The 19,579-nt window shown below is 69.4% G+C and carries 18 protein-coding genes; 6 read left to right on the top strand and 12 right to left on the bottom strand.

Translation table 11 applies throughout. From position 1 onward, the window contains the following. Positions 1-21 precede the first annotated feature (21 nt). Together NDW01_RS11500 and NDW01_RS11495 are read right to left on the bottom strand one after the other, a co-directional pair. Complete coding sequence (locus NDW01_RS11500) at positions 22-597, bottom strand: DUF3618 domain-containing protein (protein ID WP_252819675.1); 576 nt, start codon at positions 595-597, stop codon at positions 22-24. Next, a complete protein-coding gene (locus NDW01_RS11495) occupies positions 597-1,043 on the bottom strand; it encodes a phage holin family protein (protein ID WP_252819673.1) in 447 nt (148 codons plus the stop codon). The genes NDW01_RS11500 and NDW01_RS11495 overlap by 1 nt, the downstream gene beginning before the upstream one ends. A 606-nt stretch (positions 1,044-1,649) precedes the next feature. Between NDW01_RS11495 and NDW01_RS11490 the strand changes: the two genes are divergently transcribed. Further along, entirely contained in the window at positions 1,650-2,180 is a 531-nt protein-coding gene (locus NDW01_RS11490; RefSeq protein WP_252819671.1) for a hypothetical protein, read from the top strand. A 73-nt stretch (positions 2,181-2,253) separates the two neighbouring features. Here the strand turns inward: NDW01_RS11490 and NDW01_RS11485 are convergent, their stop codons facing one another. From NDW01_RS11485 to NDW01_RS11475, 3 genes are all read right to left on the bottom strand, one after another. Then, positions 2,254-3,027, bottom strand: coding sequence for a L,D-transpeptidase (locus NDW01_RS11485; protein ID WP_252819668.1), 774 nt, complete (start codon positions 3,025-3,027; stop codon positions 2,254-2,256). Positions 3,028-3,212: 185 nt separating this feature from the next. Next, complete coding sequence (locus NDW01_RS11480; RefSeq protein ID WP_252819665.1) at positions 3,213-3,749, bottom strand: hypothetical protein; 537 nt, start codon at positions 3,747-3,749, stop codon at positions 3,213-3,215. 328 nt (positions 3,750-4,077) lie between these two features. Then, positions 4,078-4,926 (bottom strand): oxidoreductase, encoded by an 849-nt coding sequence (locus tag NDW01_RS11475; RefSeq protein ID WP_252819663.1) that lies wholly within the window; start codon positions 4,924-4,926, stop codon positions 4,078-4,080. Positions 4,927-5,006: 80 nt separating this feature from the next. Between NDW01_RS11475 and NDW01_RS11470 the strand changes: the two genes are divergently transcribed. After that, positions 5,007-5,621: a TetR/AcrR family transcriptional regulator gene (locus NDW01_RS11470; RefSeq protein ID WP_252819660.1), complete on the top strand. Its 615-nt coding sequence runs from the start codon at positions 5,007-5,009 to the stop codon at positions 5,619-5,621. A gap of 57 nt (positions 5,622-5,678) precedes the next feature. On the opposite strand, the gene tgmC is transcribed toward NDW01_RS11470, so the two are convergent. From tgmC to NDW01_RS11450, 4 genes are all read right to left on the bottom strand, one after another. Next, entirely contained in the window at positions 5,679-6,908 is a 1,230-nt protein-coding gene (tgmC, locus tag NDW01_RS11465; RefSeq protein ID WP_252819659.1) for an ATP-grasp peptide maturase system methyltransferase, read from the bottom strand. Then, the gene (gene tgmB / locus NDW01_RS11460) at positions 6,883-7,881 is read right to left on the bottom strand and encodes an ATP-grasp ribosomal peptide maturase (RefSeq protein ID WP_308211677.1); all 999 of its coding nucleotides are present in this window, start codon (positions 7,879-7,881) and stop codon (positions 6,883-6,885) included. The genes tgmC and tgmB overlap by 26 nt, the downstream gene beginning before the upstream one ends. A 7-nt stretch (positions 7,882-7,888) precedes the next feature. Continuing rightward, positions 7,889-8,122, bottom strand: coding sequence for a putative ATP-grasp-modified RiPP (locus NDW01_RS11455; protein WP_252819655.1), 234 nt, complete (start codon positions 8,120-8,122; stop codon positions 7,889-7,891). A gap of 270 nt (positions 8,123-8,392) precedes the next feature. After that, positions 8,393-8,878, bottom strand: a complete 486-nt coding sequence (locus tag NDW01_RS11450; RefSeq protein ID WP_252819652.1) for an ATP-binding protein — start codon at positions 8,876-8,878, stop codon at positions 8,393-8,395. A 103-nt stretch (positions 8,879-8,981) separates the two neighbouring features. On the opposite strand from NDW01_RS11450, the gene NDW01_RS11445 reads away from it, so the two are divergent. Both NDW01_RS11445 and NDW01_RS11440 read left to right on the top strand, forming a co-directional pair. Next, on the top strand, positions 8,982-9,767 hold the full coding sequence (locus NDW01_RS11445) for a helix-turn-helix domain-containing protein (RefSeq protein WP_252819650.1): 786 nt from the start codon (positions 8,982-8,984) through the stop codon (positions 9,765-9,767). Further along, the gene (locus tag NDW01_RS11440; RefSeq protein WP_252819647.1) at positions 9,764-9,862 is read left to right on the top strand and encodes a DUF397 domain-containing protein; all 99 of its coding nucleotides are present in this window, start codon (positions 9,764-9,766) and stop codon (positions 9,860-9,862) included. The genes NDW01_RS11445 and NDW01_RS11440 overlap by 4 nt, the downstream gene beginning before the upstream one ends. Before the next feature lie 22 nt (positions 9,863-9,884). Here NDW01_RS11440 and NDW01_RS11435 read toward each other — a convergent pair whose 3' ends face one another. Further along, positions 9,885-11,264 carry an EsaB/YukD family protein gene (locus NDW01_RS11435; RefSeq protein WP_252819645.1) on the bottom strand — a complete coding sequence of 460 codons (1,380 nt, stop codon included), beginning with the start codon at positions 11,262-11,264 and terminating at the stop codon, positions 9,885-9,887. Between the two features lie 153 nt (positions 11,265-11,417). Here NDW01_RS11435 and eccCa point away from each other — a divergent pair, with 153 nt between their 5' ends. Both eccCa and NDW01_RS11425 read left to right on the top strand, forming a co-directional pair. Further along, positions 11,418-15,434, top strand: coding sequence for a type VII secretion protein EccCa (eccCa, locus tag NDW01_RS43750; RefSeq protein ID WP_252819643.1), 4,017 nt, complete (start codon positions 11,418-11,420; stop codon positions 15,432-15,434). Positions 15,435-15,459: 25 nt separating this feature from the next. Continuing rightward, on the top strand, positions 15,460-18,591 hold the full coding sequence (locus NDW01_RS11425) for an NACHT domain-containing protein (RefSeq protein ID WP_252819642.1): 3,132 nt from the start codon (positions 15,460-15,462) through the stop codon (positions 18,589-18,591). 69 nt (positions 18,592-18,660) lie between these two features. Here the strand turns inward: NDW01_RS11425 and NDW01_RS11420 are convergent, their stop codons facing one another. Both NDW01_RS11420 and NDW01_RS11415 read right to left on the bottom strand, forming a co-directional pair. Further along, positions 18,661-19,104 (bottom strand): MarR family winged helix-turn-helix transcriptional regulator, encoded by a 444-nt coding sequence (locus NDW01_RS11420; protein ID WP_252819639.1) that lies wholly within the window; start codon positions 19,102-19,104, stop codon positions 18,661-18,663. Further along, positions 19,101-19,520 (bottom strand): SRPBCC family protein, encoded by a 420-nt coding sequence (locus NDW01_RS11415; protein WP_252819637.1) that lies wholly within the window; start codon positions 19,518-19,520, stop codon positions 19,101-19,103. Before NDW01_RS11415 ends, NDW01_RS11420 begins: the two co-directional genes overlap by 4 nt. Positions 19,521-19,579: the final 59 nt, after the last annotated feature.

Genomic DNA, 19,579 nt, shown 5'->3' with positions numbered 1-19,579 from the left:
TCGCCGGGCGGAGTCGTGTCGTCAGCGGCGCTTGCGCCCCCGGCGCCACAGCCACACGCCGGCCGCCACGCACACCGCGGCCGCGGCGTAGAGGGCCTCGGGCCGCTCACCCGCGGCCCGCGTCGCCTGCCGCCCGGTGCGCGCCACCGTTCGCCGCGCGGGCTCGGGCACGGCCTGACCCACCTTGGCCACCGGCCCCGCCACCTGCTCCCGCACCTGCGGGGCCTTCTCGCGCACCGTCTGCGTCAGCGTCCCGATGGTCCCGGTCGCCTGTTCGCGCAGCTGCGGAGCCTTCTCGCGCACCGTCTGCGTCAGCGTCCCGATCGTGCCGGTCGCCTGTTCGCGCAGCTGCGGAGCCTTCTCGCGCACCGTCTGCGTCAGCGTCCCGAACGTGTCGGTGGCCTGCTCGCGCAGCTGGGTCGCCTTGCCGCGAACCCGCGCGGGCACGTTGGCCTTCTCCGCCAGCGCCTCGACCGTCTCGCCCAGCTCCTCCCGGGTCCGCTCGATGTCGGCCTTCAGCTCCTCCTGGTCACCGGCCTGTGTCTTCTTCTTCTTCGCGTTCTCTTCGGCGCCGCCCGCCGTCGGGGAGTCACTCATCACGCGTGCCTTTCCTTGAGGTGGTCCTTGATCTCGTGCACATCGGTCTTCACGGATTCGGCGGTCTGCTCGGGTACGGGTGGCGTCGCCCGGCGCATCCGTGACCGCCCCGCGGCGGCCAGGAGCCCGGCGATCGCCAGCAGCACCACGCCGACGATCAGTGCGGCCGCCCAGACCGGCAGCGCGACCGCGAGGGCCGCGACCGCCGCGCCGACGAGCGTGGCGCCGCCGTAGAAGGCCACGGTGCCGGCGCCGCCGAACAGCCCGGCGCCGCGTCCCGCCTCCTTGCCCTTCTCGGTCAGCTCGGCCTTCGCCAGCGCCAGCTCCTGGTGGACCAGCTCGCTGAGCTGCCGCGTCGCCTTGCCGACGAGCTCGCCGGTCGACTCGTCGTGCTCCGTAGACGTATCAGACGGGCTCTTCGTGGGAGGACGGACGCCGCTCGCCATGCCTGCACCTTTTCTTCCGCGTTGAACCGTTCTTCGTCGGGGTTGGTGCGCAGGGGTACCCGGAGAGCAGCGGACCTAACACGAAGCGGAGGGCAATGTGGCCGGCCGGGTGCCGGCGGCCGAGTGCGACGGCGTCCACTTGATCGACCGGGACCGGCTCACTCGCTGGACCGCGCGCAGGAGGACGACTCGACAGAATGCCAGGATGCACCACCGGCGGGAGGACACGCACTGTAGCAGGCATATTTCAGAGCGTGAATAATGCGAGGATGCCCTGGGTAACACCCGCCGTGATCTTGGGCGCTCCGATCACTGCAGGAGGAACCCCATGCGCCACCTCGCCGCCGCAGTCGGATCCGCTGTGGCCATTGCGATCACAGCAGTCGTCCCGGCCACCGGAAACGCCGTCACCTCGCCTGAAGGCGTCGGATCCGCAGCCACCATCAGGGCGCTTGTCACCGTGGATCCCCTGGGTCGGCATCGTCCGGAGCGATGGCTCGCCATTCATGGAGAACATCGGCTAGTGCCGGCCGACGACCACGAGTCAAACCCGCACGTCGTCTCTACTCGCCTGCTATCCGTGCAAGTTCGCCACCTCAGGAAGGCATGCAGATGAAAGCTGTTCGCCGTACCGTCACCGCCTGTGCCACCGTGCTCATCACTGGTGGATCGCTCATCGCCTCCCCGCGCGCCGACGCCGCCGCGCCAATATTCCCGACCTACGCCGAATCCGGACCCAAGGTCAGAGCAAATGTCACCGACATCAGGCAAGTGGTGAATACACTCCCGGTTCAGGTGCAGCTCTCCAACTTTGAGAGCGGCGCCAGGGTCACGGTCCAGCCCAACAGCACCTGGAACGGCTCCCTATGGATTCCCTGGGCCAGCAACGACAGTGAGGTGAACAACAAGGCCATCCGCGTCTTCTGGACCAGCAACCAGCAAGACCATCTCTACTACCTCTACCAGGACTACTTGCACCCCCGCGACGAGATCAGGTGGGGTTTCAATCCCACCTACTCTCACCTGTCCGGTTACCTCGCAGTAGGCGGCTCCAGTACCGGCGGCGGCCGAAAGAGCCTCATCGTCCAAGACGCTTCCCACGGTGGCCGCCCGTTCTGGATGGAGAACGTCGGCTAGCCCGAGTGCGGACAAGGGGTCGCCGAGGACCCGCTGGACCGCGCGGTGGTGGTGGTCGTCCTTGTGAACGTTCCTAGGACGCGATCTGCACCGGGGTGCCGAGCGGCAGCATCTTCGCCATCTTGGTGATCACATCGTTGCCGACCCGTACGCAGCCGTGGCTGACGGAGGTGCCGAGCGACTTTGGCTCGTTCGTGCCGTGGATGCCGATGATGGGGTCCTGGCCGTTGAACTGGGTGAGCGTCGTGGAGTAGCCGTTCAGGCCGTAGGCGTACGGGCCGTACGCGCCCTTGGGGTTCGGCGCCTGCAGCAGTTCGGTGAGGTAGTACCGGCCGCCGGGTGTCGGGGTGTCGGCCTTGCCGATCGCGGCCGGGGTGTCGATCAGCACCTTCTTGCCCTGGTAGACCTTCACTCGGTGCTTGGACTGCAGGACCTGCACCCAGTAGCTGGTCTTGGCCGTGGTGACGTCCTTCGCGGCGATCCAGCCCTGGCTGCCGTTCGGCGGCGCCGGCAGCAGGACGTGCAGCCAGCCGGGCTGGGTGCCGATCACGAGGAAGACCCGTGTGACGCCGTCCGGGTTGGGGTTTTTCAGCCGCATGCTCGGCTCGGCGTCCCCGGGGTTCTGGTAGATCTGCACCGTCTTCGTACGCGCGGTGGCGATCGTGCTCGGGCCGTCGCCGAAGTTCACCGCGTTCGTGGCGGCCGCCGTCGAGTTCGTTCCCGCCGCCGGGGTCTTCTTGCTCGAGTGGGCGGAGCCGCCGCCGCAGCCGGTCAGCGTGACAACGAGGGCGACGCCGATCGTCGCGGCCGCCCAGCGGGGCCGGGACACGGCCGTGCTGATGGACATCGGTCTCGCTCCTTAGCGAATCGCGGGTTGGAGGACGCGCGGACGGCCCGGGAACGCGCCTTCCCGGGCCGCCTGTGAGCGTTCGTTCGCCGGCCGGTCCTGGGACATGCCTTCCCGGACCGTCTGCGAGCGTCCGTCGTCCTCGGGATCGCGCCCTCCCGTGGCCGACGGTCAGCCGTCGTACGTCAGCCGGTGAACTTCGGCTGCGCCTTGACCGGCGTCGCCGGACGGGCCTCGCCGGTGGGCGCGGCCGGGGCCGGCGTCGCCTTCTGCGGCTTGGCGCTGGTCTTGCTCGGCGTCGGGCTGGGCTTGGGGGCGCCCGGCTTCGACGGCTTGTGGGACTTCTTCGGCGGGGTCGGGGCCGCCGCGCAGTGCTTCACACCGAACGCACCGTGGCCCTTCCAGACCGCCCGGGTTTCGGGGTTGTAGGCCACCACGATCACCACTGAGGGGTGACCCTTCAGCGTGACCTCGCTGCGGCCGGGTGCGAGGATCCTGGGGCTCATGGGAGCGTGCTTGCCCTCGCTCCAGGTGAACGGCACGAACCAGGGGTTCGGGTTGCTGACCGTCCAGGTCGGCTGGCCGTTCCCGCTGCACTTGACCGAGAGCTTCAGCCCGGGGTCACGGTCGTTGCAGGCCCACGCGGGGGACGCGGCCAGGGTGGTGACGGCGAGAGCGGCCGCCGCGCCGGCGAAAGTGAGAGTCGCCCTTTTCAGGCGCATGCAGTACCTCCAGCGAAGGGAAGTAGGTCTGAGAGCGCCGCGAGACTGCTCATCAGCGGCGCATGCGGCACACTATCGGGCAGATAACGCTCATGTCTCACTGTTCGCCCACTTCTTTGCCATTCGTCACATTACACGCCGCATTCGCCACCTGTCAGTATGTGATGCATGTGGGGTGGGTGCGTCGTTGACCAGCCCAAATGAAGTTGAAAAGGTCGTCGGGTCCCTGACTACGGATTTTCTCCTGTCCGTACGCTCAGTTGATGTGGGTCCTGGAAAGACTCACCGGCGTCACGGAATGGAAGCGGTGGGGCCGCCGTCCGAGGCGCTAGGCGATCTGGTGGCCGTCGGAAAAGTCGGTCGAGCGGGACAGCTCCTCCCATGTGTCCAGGTCCTTGTCCAGGTCCGCTCGTGCGGCGCGTACGAGACCCAGCGCGTCGGAGCCGAGCACCAGGTGGGCGGGCGGGTCGGGCTCGTCGAGGATGCGCAGGACGGCCGTCGCCGCCTTGTCGGGGTCGCCGAGCTGGTTGCCGCTGGCCGCCTGCCGGGCCGCGCGGATCGGCTCGAAGATCTCGTCGTAGTCGGGAACGCTGCGCGGCACGCGGACCATCGAGCGTCCGGCCCAGTCGGTGCGGAAGGATCCGGGTTCGACGGCGGTGACGCGGATGCCGAACCCGCCGACCTCCTTCCGGACCGCATCGAGGATGCCTTCGAGCGCGTACTTGCTGCCGCAGTACGCCGAGACGCCGGGGAAACCGGCCAGGCCGCCCATCGAGGTCACGGCGAGGATGTGCCCGCCTCGGCGCTCGCGCATGTACGGAAGGACCGCCCGTACGGTCGCGGCGGCGCCGAACACGTTGACCTCGAACTGCGCGCGGAGCTCGCGCAGCGGCGTCTCCTCGAAGGTCCCCTCCACGCCGTAACCGGCGTTGGCGATCAGCACGTCGATGGGGCCGACGGATGCCTCCACCTCCTCCACGACGGAGTGGACCGCGGTCTCGTCGGTGACGTCGAGGAGGCGTGCGTGGGCGCGGTCGGGGCTCAGGGCCGCGAACTCCTCCGCGTCGGCCTGCCTGCGCACCGTCCCGACGACGGTGTGACCGGCCTGGAGGGCGCCGGAGGCGAGGGCCCGGCCCAGACCGCTGCTGACCCCGGTGATCAGAAATGTCCTGTTCATGTCTCTCACTGTACACAGCGCAGACTTTTATCTGCACTCCGTCGATTACGGTAGTCTCATCGAGGGGCAGGGAGGGGACGATGAGCAGGCGAGCTGGCGCTCCGAGCAAGGGGGACCGGCGGGAGCAGGCGCTCCTCGACGCGGCTGAGGTCCTCCTCGGACAGACCGGCCTGGAGCGGATGACGGTCGATGCGATCGCCCGCGGGGCCGGCATCTCCCGCGGATCGATGTACTTCTACTTCGGTTCCAAGCACGAGGTGCTCGCGGCGCTGGTCCGCCGCACGATGGCCGAGATCCGCCAGGAGGCATCGATCACCGCCGACGATCTGGCGTCATCGCCGATCGACGCCATGGAGCGGGCGGTCGAGAGCGTGGAGAAGATGTGGCGCGACCACGGCACGGTCATGCGCGCCGCCGTCGAGTACGGCACCGCGCACGCTGACATCGGCGCCGCGTGGGACGAGACCGTGGAGTCGTTCGCCGCGACGATGCGCGGCGTGCTCGCGCGTGCGGGCGTGCCCGACGGGGACGGGCCGCAGGACGCCACGGCCCTGGCGCGCGCCCTGTGCTGGATGACCGAGCGGACCTTCTACCAGGCCTCCCGATCTCCCGACGATCAGTTGGCGCGGGCCGCCGAGACGACCATCGAGGTCTGGCGCCGCGTCATGACGACGCCCGCACCTCCAGAGGGCTGAACCGCAGGCCGTCGGCACCTGCGAAAGCACGGGGGCGGTGGCAGCCCGGCGGATCGGCTACCCGACCCCCGGGAACGACTGCTCGAAGAGGTCACCGGGGGACAACGTCAGGCCCGGCATCAGCGGATGTCGCAGGCGCTGCTCTCCCCTGGTGACCTGGAGAGAGAAGGTTTCCGGCGTCGGCTCGCCCGCCACGTCATAGGCGTCCAGGATCCTTTCGATTCGTTCCCACAGCTTGACCCGGCCGACCTCGCGCACCTGCCAGTCATCTCCGGCAGGAGTGAGGGTGGCCGCCGAACCGCTGACGACGTCGACAAGGTGCAGGACGTCTCCCACGACGGTCAGCTGGGCGTACGGCACGGCGGCCTGCGCGAGGAAGCGGAGGTGGAACGCCTGCTCGGTAGGGCTGGTGATCCGGTCAGGGTGGTGCCGGGCGACTCGGGGGCGCTCAGGCAGGTCGGCGACCCAGTGGGCGGGGTTCCCGAACGCGGGAGCGGCATGCGTACGCGCCGCCATGAACGAGACGGTCCCGGGCAGTAGGGATCCCCGCGCGGTGTGCCGGTCGATGACGGTGAGCAGGACACGGGCGTACCCGTACAGCCAGCCGCTGAGGGTGATGAGGATCTTCCCGCCCGGCCGGGTCTGAGCTATCAAGGCAGGCGGGACGGTACGGAACGAGCAGGCCGCAACGATCCGGTCGACAGGTGCTTCAGGCCAGTACCCGTACACTCCGTCGGCGACGGCGAGGGTCGGGCTGTAACCGCAGCCGTACAGGGCGGCGGCGGCCTGATCGAGGCGCCGGCCGTCGACGTCGATGGAGGTGACGGCGTCCGAGCCGAGCCGTTCGCAGGCGAGCGCCGTGGAATAGCCGGTGCCGGTGCCGATCTCCAGGACCCGGTGCCCATCCCGCAGATCCGCATCGGCCCACATCCGCATGACCAGAGACGGAAGCGTGGAGGAGGAGGTCGGGCTACCGCCGTAGCGCGGGGCGGGCTCCTTCCAGTCGGGTTCGTCTCCGTCGAACTGTGTGACCAGCGTGGTGTCTGAGTAGGCGGCGTGCAGCCAGCGGTCCCGGTCGAGCTCGGCGGTGACCGGCTCCCACACCGTCAGGCCGTCGGCGTCCCGCTGCTCGGCGGGCAGGTAGAAGCCGGGCACGAACGTGTGCCGAGGAACCTTCTCCACTGCGGCTCGCCATCCCGGATCGGGGAGCACGCCTTCGCGGGCGAGTGATTCGGCAAGGGCCGCACGCAGGCGACCCGCCTCAGCCTGGTCGATCGGCGTCGTCATGGAACACCGCCTCCTTCCCGCTCAGGATGAGCGCGAACGCCTCAGCGATCGCAGACGAGTCGGGCAGCCAACCCCATTGGCCGTTCGGATTGCATTCGATGGCGACCCAGTGGGCGGGGTCGTCCGCAGGCCCGGTGAGGGCGAAGTCGAAGCAGCCGAACACCAGACCGAACGAGGCCAGGTAATCCTGCAAGGCGCTCACGACGGAGCCGGGAACGGCCACCGGCGTGTGGTCCAGGTCGGCCCAGTTCCCGCGCCGCCAGTCCAGTGCGCCATCCGGCGTGGTGATCTGCTGGGAGAACACCCGGTGGCCGACCACGGTCACGCGCACGTCACCGGTCTTGGGCACCTCGGCCTGGAAAAGGTGCGCGGTGACCGTCAGCGAATCATCGAAGGTCTCCGGGTCGACGCGCTGAGTCCAGATGGCGCCCGCGCGCCCATCCTCTGCAGGCGGCAGCCCGCGGAAGGTCTTGTAGATGACAGCGCCGTGCTCGGCGGCGAACGCGCGGGACTGAGCGACGTCGTTGGTGACCAGCGTCGGCGGAATCCGCAACCCGAGTTCGGTGAAGCGCTGCAGCTGGGCCGGCTTGAAATCCGCCCGGGTCACCATCGCCGGGTGGTTGACGTAGAGGGCGTTCAGATTGTTGAGGATCCCGCCCAGCCCGTGCCGTGCCTCGGCGGACGCGAAGTCCCGCTGCTGCGCAGGGAGGCCGGCGAACCGGGAGACATAGGGGGTGGGGCGGCGGTAATACACCGCCGCCACCTCCTCCAACTCCACCTGTCGGCTGGGAGTCCGCACCCGTCCCCGCCACACCGGGGTTCCGGTATCGAGCAGGGCGCCGAATGTCAGACCGTTCCCGATGTCGCCTGGGTCGACCCGGGCCACAGGGACGCCATGCTCATTGAGGGCGCTGATCACCATGTCCGCGGTGACGTCCTCCAGGGCCGTCAGGACCAGGACGAGGTCGCTCACCGGCGCCTCAGTCCGACTCGTAGTCGGTCGTGTTGTCGTCCTGCCGCTGGGGCTGGGGATCCCTGCCATCGCCGCCGCCGGACACCGACGCCGTGCCCTTTGTCCGCGATGTGCCGTGCCTGCCCATCTCGATCGGCTGCCCGGTGAAGTCGAAGTAGCGGGCGGTCTGCGTCGTCGGGTCCAAATGCACCGACGCGTACGACGGCGGCCCGGCGGGCAGTCGATCGGTGACCAGTCGCATGGCCCATGGCTCACGTGGCTGAATTGCCGTCATTCGTATGCCTCCCTTTTTCGGGGGACGCCGGGAGGGCCGATCGCTCCCCGGAGGTAGAATCCGTTCTCGTCCCTGACTCTGGCAAGTACCGTGGCGGCGAGAGGTCCCCTGCTCCGCCACGCGATGACCGGATTGCTCTGGTCCGGACAACCTGAATCGCCATTTTTCGGATTTGGGGCCCCGCCTGGACGTTGATTCGAAGGTGTGAGCGACGAAAGCCCATCCAGACGGGGGAGTTCAAGGTCCAAAACGAGCCCAGACGACCTTCCCCGTGTGAGGGGATGGCTGCCATCCGAGTCGCCCGTTCGTGAGTTGATGGATCAGGAACAGCCCCCGGCCGGTCTCGTCGGCGGCCTCGGGACTGATGATTCGCGGCATCGTCATGCTGTCGTGGTCCCAGACCCCGACCTCGATCAGCGGACGCCCCGGGCGGGCGACCCAGACGTTGACGAGAGTTCCCGGATACCGGCGGACCGCGTTCGTGGTGAGCTCGGTCAGTACTAGTCGGCCGAGGTCGCGCAGCTCCGTAAGTCCCCATGAATCGACGGCTTGGTCCATCAAGTGACGCACCAAATAGACGTTTTCGGGACAGGCATGCATTTCCAGGGTGAACCGGTCCGGGGGTGTCCACATCTCGGTCTGTAGAGCCGTCATCGCCGTGCCTCGTCTTTCGCTGTAGGCCTCACCGTCTGTGGTGAATCCGGGACTGGCTACATCGTGCATGAATGTGGATACTTACAGTGACAACTGTCGATCCCGGTGCAGGGCCATTCATGAGCATGCGCGGTCAGGTTGTCGCGGGTGGCGAGGCGAAGGAGGAGTGGTGATGACCGTCGGAAGGGCTCCGATGCTGAAAGTGTTCGGTGGCGAGGTGCGGCGATTCCGTACCGTGGCCGGCCTCTCTCAGGATCGTCTAGCCGAAAAAGTCCCGATTTCCGGGTCTCACATCGGGAAGATCGAGCGCGGGGAGACCCGCTGCGACAGAGGCATCTCCGTCAGGCTCGACGAGCTCCTCGACACGCGGGGCACCCTGCCCTCTCTCTGGGACGAGCTGGTCAAGAACGCGGCCTTCCCCGTCTGGTTCGACTGGCCGCCCGTCGAAGAACAGGCGACCCTCCTCCGGTCGTACGAGAACCAGGTCGTCTACGGCCTGCTCCAGACCGATGAGTACGCCTCGGCCCTCCTGTACGGAGACGCGGAGGCGGTGGCGGCTCGCATCGGTCGGCAGCGCATCCTCACCCGAGAGGCCCCGCCACCGCCACGGCTGGTCGTCGTGATGACCGAGTACGTCCTCTACCACGAGGTCGGGGATCGAGAGGTCATGCGGGGCCAGCTCGAACACCTGCTCAACCTGCCGTCGGACCGCATCTCCGTCCACATCGTCCCCGGTCCGGTCCATCCAGCGGGCACCGCTGGCGCGTTCGCCATCGCTACCCTTCCGGACAGAAGCGAGTTGGCGTACATGGAGACGGCGGCTCGTGGACTTACCATCGACGATGTCGAGGACATTCAGGCACTGTCCGACATATACGAGGCGATACGGTCGAGGGCCCTGCCCGTCGACGCGTCGAGGGACTTCATCCGCAGGGTGTTGGAGGAGCGATGGTCGTGAACAGCGGCACCTGGCGCAAGAGCAGCCACAGCGCCGGCAATGGCGGTAACTGCGTCGAACTGGCCGTCATCGAGAAGGAAGCCGCGCAGAAGTAGGGGAAGCGCCGGCCCGCGGTGGTCAACCGGTGAAGACCCCCGCGACCGTCAGGGCCAGCGGGATGACCGCCGCGGTCAGCATGACCTCGGCGATGCCGACCGTTCGGGACAGCGGGGACGGTCCCGGCGGCAGGCCGACGGCCACCGGGACCCGGCCGCGTTCGGCGCGTCGGCGGTCGCGCGACCACAGGCAGGCGGGAAGGATCGCCCCCGCTCCGGCGACGAGGACGGCGACGGAGAGGAAGGCGGGCAGATTCCCGTGACCATCGGAGAAACCGACGCCGAGCCAGATCAAGCCGGACGTTCCGGCGAGGGCGAACGCGAGGCGCTGAACGTCATCGTGGGCGGAGCGCACCCGCGCGAGGGCCGTCGCCGCGATGACCGCGCACGTCACCCTCGCGGGCCAGCGGGCCGTGAACGACATGACGCCGTCGCCGGCGAAGACGGCGGCGGTCACCGCGACGGCCGCTCCGGTGACCAGTTCCTCCGTGAGCCGCTCGGCGCGCGCACGGGCCGGCTTCCCCGGTGTGTCCTCCAAGCCGGCCGGGATCTGGGGCATGGGCGTGTGGACTCGCCCGATCACGGCCTGGAACAGCCGGTGGCCGGGCAGCACGACGGCGAGAGTGAGCGCCGCGACCTCCGCCCCGGAGAATCGGGGAACGGCGAGGGCGAGACCGGCCGCCGCCGCGCCCACGACCGCGGTTCCCACGACGGCGGCGAACACCGTGATGAGGCGAGCGGTCACCGCCGCGGCGAGCACCGCGATCAGGCCGGTCGCGGACAGGCCGAGCAACAGCTGCTCAGGGCCCGCCCGGACGATCGACGGAGTGTGGAGGGTGGCCAGGAAGCCGGCGAGGAATGCCGGGGGGACGGCACCCAGCCCGCACACCGCTCCGACGCCGGCCGTCCACTCGAACCGGCATGCGACGGCGGCCACGGAGATCAGCACGAGGGAGAGCACGGCCGCCACGACCGCCGGCGCGCCCCACGGCGGGCCACCGAGGAGCAGCAGGATGACCGCGGCGGAGGGCACCGACGCGGCGACGGTCAGGACGTAGCCGTACGACCAGTCCGGCGAAGGCCCCTCGACGTCCTCCCCCCGTCGGCCGGTCTCATCGACGGACAGTTCGGGGAACTGCCGCATCGCCGGCCGCAGGAACAGCACCTCACCGTGAGTGAGCCCGATCTGGGCGGGTGTCATCGCCTCCTGGATCGGCGCCTCGTCCAGGCGCTGCAGCACCCAGCCGTCGTGTTCGAGGCCCGCCTCGGCGAGGTCCCGGCCCGAATAATCGAGGATCAAGGGAAGCAGATCGGCGAACGGCACATCGACGGGAAGAGCGAGGTCCAGCCGACGTTGCGGGCCATCGATCGTCACCCGGCAGAGGTCTTCACCCTCTGTCATGCTGATCGGTCCTCACCACGTCGTTCCGATGGACTCGGAAATGACGACCGTGGAAGCCGGTGCGTCGCGGGTCGTCCTTTTCTAGAATGGCAGAATCCGTAGCCGTTCGTCAGTGGTTCGCGCCTATGCTCGAGCGCGTCCGGGAGTGATCGCGTGACGAGCACCATCCTCGTACGCCGCAAGGCGCGACGGCCTCGACCTGAGTGGCCGAGCGGCGAATTCTTCCTTGAAGTCCCGCCTGAGCTGCCGAAACGCCTCGGAGCCCCATTCCAGAACGCACTGGTCTACGTGGCGCTGGCGGGAGGGCTCACCACCGTGACCCTGCTGCTCATCGACGCCCGCGTCGACCTGCTCCTGAGAATCGCCAACGTCAGCCTCGCCCTGGCCGTGGTGAGCATGGTGGCCTATCAGATCGGTCGCGGCGGTACCGGTGGGACCACGGCGCAGGTGCGGCCGCGGGTCGCCCGCCGTGACTATCTGCGGTATCTCCGAGTGCACCACGAACAGCTCGGCCGGGCGGCGCGCCTGCAGCGAGCGGCGGCGACGTGGCAGAGCCCCGATCCGGCCCGTCTGTGGTCGGTCGTGGCCGGCTCACGGCTGTGGGAGAGACGGCACGGCGACGCCGATTTCGGCGTGGTACGCGTGGGAACCGGACGCCAGCCGCTCGCCGTGCGGCTCGTGCCGCCGGAGGTCGCCCCGCTCCAGGCACTGGACCCGGTCAGCGAGGACGCGTTGCGGCGTTTCCTGGCTACCCATTCCCACCTGCCGGACCTGCCGATGAACATATCGACGTCGATGTTCGCCCGGGTGGTCCTCACCGGCGAGCGGGACGCGATATGCGGCATGGTCCGTGCGCTGGTGATGCAGCTCGCGGCGTTCCACTCGCCGACCGATCTGCGGATCTCAGTGTGCGCGTCGAAGGACCGCGTGCCGTACTGGGAGTGGATGAAATGGCTGCCGCACGTCCTCCATCCGACCCTGCGTGACGCGATCGGGCCTACTCGGCTCTTCGCGGACGGCCTGACGACGCTGGAACGCCTCCTCGGCGCCGAGCTCACGCAGCGCCCGCCGTTCTCCACGCGTCGAGAACCCACCGAGATACCCCAGCACGTCGTCATTCTGGACGGCGGCGGTGTCGAGCCGACGGCCGTCCTCGCCACCGAAGGCGTCGCCGGGGTCTGCGTCATCGACCTCAGTGGCGCGACGAACTGGCCGGACGACGAAACGACGCTTCGGGTGGAGGCCACGTACGAGCGGGCGCGGATCCTGGACCTGAACGGACCCGACGACGTCCGGTGGAAGCCGGATCACGTGGGATTTCCGCAGGCGGAGGCGCTCGCCCGGCAACTTGCCCCGCTTCGGCCGAGTACGACGGGCGTCCTCGGCGAGGGGCCTCTGTCGACTGCGGGAACGACGCTGCCGGCCCTCCTCGGCATCAGCGGCGTGGAGGCCATCGACCCGGCCGTGCTCTGGCGGCCGCGATCACCCCGGCAGCGACTGCGCGTCCCGATCGGTGTGGGCGAGGACGGCAGGCCGGTCGAACTGGACCTCAAGGAATCCGCACAGGGCGGTTTCGGCCCGCACGGCCTGTGCATCGGCACGCCCGGTTCCGGAAAGTCGGAGTTGCTGCGCACGCTCGTCGTGAGCCTGGCGATGACGCACGCGCCCGAGGCGCTCAACTTCCTGCTCGTCGATTTCAACGGTGGTGCGACGTTCCTCGGCATGGACGGCCTGCCGCACGTCTCGGGCGTCATCACCGGCCTCAAGGACGATCTCCCGCTGGTGGACCGCACGTACGAAGCGCTGCAGGGCGAGATGGTGCGGCGCCAGGAGTCGCTGCGGGCCGCCGGGAACTACGCCTCACTGCGCGACTACGAGAACGCGCGCGAGCAGGGCGCGCTGCTCGAACCGATGCCGACCCTGGTGATCGTCTTCGATGAGTTCTCAGAGCTGCTGACCGCCAAGCCGGACTTCATCGAGCTGTTCGTGATGATCGGCCGGCTCGGCCGGTCGCTGGGGGTGCACCTGCTGCTGGCCTCCCAGCGCCTGGAGGAGGGCAAGCTGCGCGGTCTGGACACCCACCTGTCCTACCGCATCGGCCTGCGCACGTTCTCGGCGATGGAGTCGCGGGTCGTGCTCGGCGTTCCCGATGCGTACGAACTGCCACAGGCACCCGGTAACGGATACCTGAAGGCCGGCACCGAGGAGATGATCCGGTTCAGGGCGGCGTACGTCTCCGGGGCCTACCCGCGGGACGGCGCAGGCGGCCGCGCGCCGGCCGGGCCGCGCGCGGTCGAGCAGATCATGCCGTTCGTCGCGGAAGAGGTCCGCCCGCAGGTCGTCGCGGATCCTCCGCAGGCGGATCCGGGGGATGGCGAGGAGAGCGCGGAGACCTTCCTCGACGTCGCGGTCCGCCGTCTGGCCGGCCAGGGCTCCCCGGCGCGCGCGATCTGGCTGCCCCCGCTGGCCGAATCCGTCACGCTGGACGAGCTGCTGCCCGACCTGCGGGCCACTCCCGAACACGGCTTCACCACGGTGGGATGGGAGCGTCGCGGGCGGCTGCACGCGGCGGTCGGCATCGTCGACCGCCCGTTCGAGCAGCGCCGTGACCCGTTGGTGCTGGACCTGTCCGGGACGGCGGGTCATGTCGCCGTGGTCGGCGCGCCGCGCAGCGGCTGGGCGACCATGCTGCGCACTCTCATCGCCTCGCTCGCGTTGACGCATACGCCGCAGGAGGTGCAGTTCTACTGCCTCGCGTTCGGCGGCGGGACACTCCGCTCGCTCGAACGCCTCCCGCACGTCGGCGGTGTCGCGGGGCGTCTCGAGGGCGAGCGCGTACGCCGGACGGTGGCCGACGTCGCCAGGCTGCTGCAGGACCGCGAGCGGTACTTCGCCGAACACGGCGTCGATGGGATGGCGACCTATCGGAGGATGCGCGCCTCGGGCCAGATCCCCGGTGACGGGTTCGGTGACGTGTTCCTCGTCGTCGAAGACTGGGTCACCGTCCGCAATGAGTTCGAGAACATCGAATCGACCATCATCGACCTGGCCGCCCGCGGCCTGGGCTACGGCATCCACGTCATCGCGGCGGCGAACAAGTGGTCGGAGTTCCGGGTGAGCATCCGCGACCTGTTCGGGTCACGGCTGGAGTTCCGGCTCGGCGATCCGTACGAATCGGAGGTCGACCGGAAACTGGCCGCGAACGTCCCCGAGGGGCGGCCGGGACGTGGCCTGACGCACGAGGGGCTGCACTTCCTCGCCGCGCTGCCGCGCGTCGACGGCCGGTCCAGCGTCGAGGACCTGCCCGACGGGGTGCGGCATCTGGTCGAGACGGTGGCGGGAGCATGGCAGGGCCCGACCGCTCCGAAGGTCCGGATGCTGCCCGCGTCGCTGCGGCCGGCGTCCCTGCCGCAGGTGCGGGAGACCGGCCACCGCGTGCCGATCGGCCTCGACGAGGATGCCCTGGCGCCCGTCCTGCTCGACTTCGCGGCGGATCCGCATTTCGTGATCTTCGGGGATGCCGAGTGCGGCAAGTCGAACCTGCTGCGGCTCATCGCCGACTCGATCGTCCAGCGCTACACGCCCGAGGAGGCGCGGTTCGTCTTCATCGACTACCGCCGGTCCCTGCTGATGGACGCGGCGGACACCGAGCACCGCATCGGCTATGCGGTGTCGTCGGCGGCCACGGCACAGCTGATCGAAGATGTCCGGGCCGCGCTGACGAATCGGCTGCCGCCGACGAGCCTGACCCCGCAACAGCTGCGGGACCGGTCATGGGGGAACTGGCCGGACCTGTTCGTGGTCGTCGACGACTACGAGTTCGTCGCGACACCATCCGGCAACCCGCTGCTGCCGCTCGCCGAACTCATCCGGCAGGCCGGTGACGTCGGGCTGCATCTCATCATCGCCCGGTCGATCAACGGTGCGTCTCGTGCGCTGTACGACCCCGTCGTCCAGGCGCTGCGCGAGATGGCCACCCCCGCATTGATCATGTCCGGCCCCCGGGACGAGGGCATGCTGTTCGGCGACGTGCGCCCGCGGGCGTTGCCGCCGGGTCGCGGCACGCTGGTCGATCGGAGGGCCGGTAATCGCCTGGTCCAGACGGCCCTCGCCCCCGGAACCGATGCCGACGAGCCCGCGGTCGAGCGGACGCGGCCGTCGAACACCTGACCCACCCCCAGGAGAGAACGCGACGATGCCCCCCAAGGAAAACGGCGACCTGTGGACCGGGCTGCCGAAGGTGGCCTGGCTCGCGACGTTCTTGGTCCCGCCGACGGCGGTGGCGGGGATCTGGCGGGACTTCGTCCGGCGGCACTGGGCCACCGCCGCACTCCTGCTCGTCGCCTATTGGCTCGTGCTGACCGTCGGCCGGTTCGTCGCCGGGTTCGTTCGCGATCTGGTCCAGCGCAGGCGGGCATCCTGGCTCGACGGTGCGGACCGCGCCCTGGGCATTCGATTCACCCGGTTCAAGCGCCGCTACCTCGAGCATCTGGCCGGCAGCCTCCGGAAGATCGACCAGAAGGGCCTGACGCGGGCCGGCTTCTACACGCCGGAACTCGATGAGGTCTTCGTCGACGTAAGCCTCGCGCTCCGCGCCCCGAACCAGATTCCCGAAGACCTGCTCGCCGACCCCGTTCCGGAGTCGGCGAAGCGGCGGTCCATCTCCGAGTTCATCGACGCGCCCGACCCCGTGGTCGTCGCGATCGTCGGCGCCCCCGGAAGCGGGAAGACCACCCTCCTGCGCTACACGGCGCGGCGGATCTGCCGCGAGCAGAAGGGCCGGCGCCGTACGGTGCCGATCCTGCTCTTCCTCCGTGACCACGCCGCCTCGCTCGTCGGCGAGGCGCGGATCGGGCTGCCCGAGGTGCTGTCCACCACGCTCGGGCGGCTCGCCGGGAGCGAGCCGCCCGGCTGGTTCGATCGGCAGCTGCGGGACGGCAACTGCGTCGTTCTCCTGGACGGGCTCGACGAGATCGCCTCTCCGGAGGGCCGTCGCGCCGTGGCCGACTGGATCGAGCGGCAGACGCGCGAGTACCCGAACAACGACTACGTCATCACGTCACGCCCGCGCGGCTATCAGGCCACGCCCGTCGACGGGGCCACGGTTCTGCAGACCCGGAGGTTCACGGACGACCAGATCTCCCGGTTCGTTCATGGCTGGTACGTCGCGATCGAACGACACGCCTCCGCCGAAGTGGCCGACGATTTCCTCGCCCGTTCCCGAGAGGGCGCGGAGACGCTCCTCACCCGGCTGCGCGAGTCGCCCAGCATCTATGAGCTGACCGCCAATCCGCTGCTGCTGACGATGGTCGCCAACGTGCACCGGTTCCACGGGGTGCTGCCGGGCAGCCGTTCCGACCTGTACGGAGAGATCTGCCAGGTGATGCTCTGGCGGCGGCAGGAGGCGAAGAAGCTGCTGGTCGAGCCGCGTGGCCGGCAGAAGGAGATGCTGCTGCGGCTGCTGGCGTACACGATGATGCGCCGCAGGGTGCGCGATCTGACCCGGGACGACTGCCTGGTCATTCTCCGGAGCGCCGTCCGCCGGGTGTCGCGTGAGCTGTCCGCGGAGTCGTTCCTGGACGACGTCAGTACGAACGGTCTGCTGATCGAGCGGGAGAACGGCGTCTATGCGTTCACCCACTTCACGTTCCAGGAGTACCTCGCCGCGGCGCACATCGCGGAGAAGGGAATGATCTCGGTTCTCGTCGAGGCGGTGGACGACGAATGGTGGCAGGAGTGCACTCTGCTCTACGCCGCTCGGGCGGATGTCAGCCCCATCGTGCGGGCGTGCCTGCGGTCGGGCACCACCACCGCGCTGGCTCTGGCGTTCGAATGCGCCGACGAGGGGAACGAGCTGGTCCCCGAGCTGCGTGACGAGCTCAACGCCGTCCTGGACGACACGGGCAGCACCGATCCCCAGCGACGCCGGCTGATCGCGGGGGTCGCGGTGGCACGGCACCTGCGGCGCATCGTCGTCACCTCTGGCGGTCGCCGCGTCTGTGCGCTGCCCATCAGCAAGCACATCTACGGGCTCTTCATGCTCGACACCGAGGAGAACCGCGCCCCGGACGGCGAGGGGCCCGGTGACGTGGTGACCGGTGTCCGCGCGAGCGACACGGCGGCGTTCCTCAACTGGGTCAATCGTCTGTCGGGCAACGAGTCCTTCTACCGGCTGCCGACTCCGGACGAACTGGCCGACAACAAGGTTCAGCGGATCGTCCGCTCGCCGGACGACGCCCGCTGCTACTGGACCCGAACAGGAGAGGGGACGCTCGAACTCTGGGTGCCCGACGGATCGGCGCACCCGGGAAGCGTGGACGGCGCGGTGGTCCACGACGACGTCACCACTGACATATCCGGCAATATCTCCGTCCTGGTCGCGTTGGCCCTCGTACGGGCGAAGTCCACCGCCACCGCGATCCTGCTGCTCTTGGACGCCGCAGCGGACCTCGGTCTCGACAAGGCGCTCGCACGGGCGGTCGACCTCGCGGCGGCGCTGGGCGGCGCGCTGGAAACCGGGCTGATCGGCGCACTCGACATCGGCCTGAACCTCGAAGCCGGACTGCGCCTGGAGACGCCACGGATCAAGGAGACCGTCGCACACCTGACCGCCGAAATGCCCCCTGCGGAACTACGGGACTTCACCCGCGAACTGGCCCGTGACCTCGTGACGGGCCTGTCGGCCGTCCTCGAACGTGCCGGCAAGGACATGGCGCGGCATCAGGAGGACTTCGCCCGAATCGGCAGTGCCCTTCGCGCCGTCGCGTACGACCTGGGCAGGGACGGCCGCCGCTCCGCACCGGGACGGCAGCGCGGCACGCGCCGGCACGCCGGTCACGGCCCCGTCCACGACCTGTCGGTCGGTCACGCGCTGTCCCGGAGCATCGCCGGGGTGATCGCGTCACCGTCCGAGGACATCGCCGCCGGCTTCGCGGCCCTGTTCACGGACGTGACCGACGTGGCGGCAGCCGACCACATCGTCTCCCCGGACGAGATGCGGCCGCTCCTCACCCAGAGCGTCGCGGACGTCAAACGGCTGCTGCTGGAGCCGGTGAACCTGCTGCCGTCCACCATGTGGGCCGCCGAGACGGCGGACGCCCTGGAGAAGGCAGCAGACCCCGTCTTCGCGCGCGAGCATGAGCTCACCCCGCCGACGGCCACCCGGCTGCGTCTCAGCGCGCTCTGCCTCGCCGTCGAAGCCGACATCAGGAGACAACGGGAGCTGGGCGACCGGTTCAGGTCTCTCGCGGCCGGCGTGACCTGGCTGGAGCGCCGCCGTGACGGTCGTCTGCGGGCGACCGAGGCCATGATCATGGCGAGCGACTGAGCAGCCCTTGCCTGGCGGGGCAGGACCACTGTGACGACCAGTGGTCCGGCCGCCCGCCCGCCTGACCGGTCAGGGACTCGGCTCGTCCGGCGGTGCGGCCAGCGGCCTGAGGGCGCGCAGCAGCGCGGCCGGGTCGGGCGCCTGGCCGAAGAACTCCGCGTCGGCGGCCTCCACCGCCTCGATCGCCGCCCGCGCCACCTCCGCGCCCCGTTCGGTCACCCGCAGCCGCCGGGCGCGGGTGTCGGCGGGGTCGACCCGGCGTTCGACGAGGCCCTTCTCCTCGAGCCTGCGCACCACCTGCGAGGTCATCTTGATGTCCGTGGCGGCGCGCCGCGCCACGGTGAGCTGGTTCGGCTCCTCGCCCTGGGAGTTGAGCCACCAGGTGGTGGCCAGCAGGACGAACTGCACGTGGGTCAGGTCGAGCGGGGCGAGAGTAGCGGTCATCTCCCGCTGCCAGCGCAGCGTGACCTGCCAGAGCAGGAATCCCGGGCTCTCGTCGGGATGCGACGTCATCGGCCCTCGGCCAGCCGGACGAGCGCCGCGACGGTGTCGGGGAAGTCCCCGGTGATCGCCGGGCCGAGCTCCGGACCGACCTGGTCGGCGGCGGGCCCGTCGATCTCCGTGCGGTAGACGATGCGGGTCCGCCCGTCTCCGAGCGGCTCGATGCGGTGCACCGTGGTGACGGTGAAGTCGCCGGCGTCCATCCGGTCCACGAACAGCGCGTTCTCCTCCATCTCGACGATCTCCAGTACGACCGGCTCGTCGCCGGGCGGTGTCATGGTGATCCGCGACCCGGCCGCGAACGGCCCGTCGATCTCGACCTTCTCGATCTCGGCGTTCCATGCGCCCCAGCCGGGCACGTCGGCCCACAGCCGCCACACCGCCTCGGGGGAGGCGACCGTCGCGGCGGTGTGCTCGTACTCCCACATGACCATGCTCCGTTCGTCAGGGTGATGATCGGAGCTTAGTCTGCGCGAAGATTATCTGT

Origin of the sequence: Actinoallomurus soli (genome assembly GCF_024055715.1) — a bacterium.
GTDB classification, from domain to species: Bacteria; Actinomycetota; Actinomycetes; order Streptosporangiales; family Streptosporangiaceae; genus Actinoallomurus; species Actinoallomurus soli.
This window is presented reverse-complemented; position numbering and strand designations above follow the sequence as displayed.

Bases quoted from the DNA above. Each gene is read 5' to 3' on its own strand.
- NDW01_RS11500 (WP_252819675.1), bottom strand. From the start codon at position 597: ATGAGTGACTCCCCGACGGCGGGCGGCGCCGAAGAGAACGCGAAGAAG.
- NDW01_RS11495 (WP_252819673.1), bottom strand. From the start codon at position 1,043: ATGGCGAGCGGCGTCCGTCCTCCCACGAAGAGCCCGTCTGATACGTCT.
- NDW01_RS11490 (WP_252819671.1), top strand. From the start codon at position 1,650: ATGCAGATGAAAGCTGTTCGCCGTACCGTCACCGCCTGTGCCACCGTG.
- NDW01_RS11485 (WP_252819668.1), bottom strand. From the start codon at position 3,027: ATGTCCATCAGCACGGCCGTGTCCCGGCCCCGCTGGGCGGCCGCGACG.
- NDW01_RS11480 (WP_252819665.1), bottom strand. From the start codon at position 3,749: ATGCGCCTGAAAAGGGCGACTCTCACTTTCGCCGGCGCGGCGGCCGCT.
- NDW01_RS11475 (WP_252819663.1), bottom strand. From the start codon at position 4,926: ATGAACAGGACATTTCTGATCACCGGGGTCAGCAGCGGTCTGGGCCGG.
- NDW01_RS11470 (WP_252819660.1), top strand. From the start codon at position 5,007: ATGAGCAGGCGAGCTGGCGCTCCGAGCAAGGGGGACCGGCGGGAGCAG.
- tgmC (WP_252819659.1), bottom strand. From the start codon at position 6,908: ATGACGACGCCGATCGACCAGGCTGAGGCGGGTCGCCTGCGTGCGGCC.
- NDW01_RS11455 (WP_252819655.1), bottom strand. From the start codon at position 8,122: ATGCGACTGGTCACCGATCGACTGCCCGCCGGGCCGCCGTCGTACGCG.
- NDW01_RS11450 (WP_252819652.1), bottom strand. From the start codon at position 8,878: ATGCACGATGTAGCCAGTCCCGGATTCACCACAGACGGTGAGGCCTAC.
- NDW01_RS11445 (WP_252819650.1), top strand. From the start codon at position 8,982: ATGACCGTCGGAAGGGCTCCGATGCTGAAAGTGTTCGGTGGCGAGGTG.
- NDW01_RS11435 (WP_252819645.1), bottom strand. From the start codon at position 11,264: ATGACAGAGGGTGAAGACCTCTGCCGGGTGACGATCGATGGCCCGCAA.
- NDW01_RS11425 (WP_252819642.1), top strand. From the start codon at position 15,460: ATGCCCCCCAAGGAAAACGGCGACCTGTGGACCGGGCTGCCGAAGGTG.
- NDW01_RS11420 (WP_252819639.1), bottom strand. From the start codon at position 19,104: ATGACGTCGCATCCCGACGAGAGCCCGGGATTCCTGCTCTGGCAGGTC.
- NDW01_RS11415 (WP_252819637.1), bottom strand. From the start codon at position 19,520: ATGTGGGAGTACGAGCACACCGCCGCGACGGTCGCCTCCCCCGAGGCG.